The organism is Deltaproteobacteria bacterium (genome assembly GCA_026712905.1).
GTDB lineage: Bacteria > Desulfobacterota > Binatia > UBA9968 > JAJDTQ01 > JAJDTQ01.
This window is the reverse complement of record JAPOPM010000197.1, coordinates 1-1651: the sequence shown is the minus strand read 5'-3', so window position 1 is coordinate 1651 and position 1651 is coordinate 1. Positions and strand designations below refer to the sequence as shown.

2 protein-coding genes are annotated in these 1651 nt (G+C 63.8%); both read left to right on the top strand.

Going from position 1 to position 1651, the window contains the following annotated elements:
- Positions 1–277, top strand: a 277-nt coding sequence (locus OXF11_16185) for an NHLP leader peptide family RiPP precursor (protein MCY4488633.1), incomplete at its 5' end; no start/stop codon positions are given.
- 207 nt (positions 278–484) lie between these two features.
- Positions 485–1651: MMPL family transporter (locus OXF11_16180; GenBank protein ID MCY4488632.1), on the top strand; the 1167-nt coding region annotated here is incomplete at its 3' end.

Below are 1651 nucleotides of genomic sequence, written 5' to 3'. Positions count from 1 at the left end.
GATGGATTGGCAGTCATTTGCGGAAACTCCGCTACAGTCGGCCGAGGACATGCGTCGCCAGATTACCGACAGAGCGGTGGTCGACGACGACTTCCGAAGCCTTTTGGTCACGAACCCAAAGCAAGCCATCTCCCAAGAGTTGGGCGTCGATCTTCCGGAAGACATCGATGTGGTGGTCCACGAGAGCAACGCGCAGACTCTCCATTTGTCCCTTCCGGTCACCGAGATCGGAGAAGAGCAGCTTGAGGCCATCGCTGCGGGGCGTTGCTGCTGCTGAACGTGTTCTTCCCGGCTCCCTCGGCGAATATTCGCCGAGGGAGCCGGGAGTTTTGTGGCTCGATGTGACCCTGCATGACGGGCGGGTGCTGATGCATCCGACGCCTCGCTTCATTGCGTCTTCCTCTTTGTGCATCGCGAACGTTGCTGCGGCTCCGCGCACCCACGAACTCGTCGCGACGCCGTCGGATCGAACGGGCCCTAACGTATGAAGGGTTCGGCGGCGGCGGAAGAGCCAAGCGTCGAAGTTCGGGATTTTCCGACACGATTGGGGGCATGGGCGGTCGCGGCCCGCGGGCTGGTCGTTGCGGTTGCCCTGGTACTGGTGGGCGCGGCCGGCAGCGGCGTCCTTTTCCTGGAATCCTCCACGGACTACCGGGCGTTCTTCAACGAGGACAACCCTGAACTCCAGGCGTTCGAAGCGCTGGAGAGCACTTACGAGAAGAGCGACAATGTCCTCTTCATGATTGTCCCGGACGATCGCGACGCGACATCGGAACGATCTCTCGCCGCCGCCGTCTGGCTGACCGAGCGTGCGTGGCAGACGCCGTACTCGACGCGCGTCGATTCGATCGCGAACTTCCCGCTTATGACGGCGGACGAGGACGGGCTCTCCGTGCGCGACCTCGTGCACCCGGCGAAGCTCAGCGACGCGGAGGAACGCCGCCGGCTCCGCGCAACGGCTCTGGCGGATCCGCGGATTGCGGGCAATCTCCTGGCGCGGGACGGCGGCGTCAGCGCCGTCAATGTCACGGTGAAACTGCCCGAGGAGGGGAACGCGGCCAGCATAGCCGAGGTTGCCGAATTCGCGCGTGGTGTTGCGGCGGAGGCGGACGAGCGGTTTCCCGGCATCGATTTCCGGCCCGTCGGCACGGTGATCGTCAACCAGACCTTCACGGAAGCGTCCGTGGCTACCATGGGGACAGTGTTGCCAGCGTCACTGGTCGCCATGGCGGCGATCCTCGGTATCCTGACCCGAGGGTTCGCGGGAGTGGCCGCGACCGGCGGAGTCGTCGTCCTGTCCGTTTTCGCCGCAATGGGGCTGGCGGGCTGGGTCGGCATTCCATTCTCCACGGCCACGTCGGCGACACCCATCATCGTTCTGACCCTGGCCGTGGCCAATTGCCTGCATGTGTTGGTAACGGTCCAGGAACGCCTCGGAGCCGGCGATTCCAAACACGCGGCGGTGGTGGAATCTATCGGGGTCAACCTGAATCCAATTTTTCTTGCGAGTGCGACCACTGCATTCGGTTTCCTGACGATGAATTTCTCCGAGGTGCCGCCGTACCGCCACCTCGGCACCCTCGTCGCAATCGGCGCCGGCGTTTCCTTTGCGCTCTCTGTCACGTTCCTTCCGGCGCTGCTCTCGCTGCTC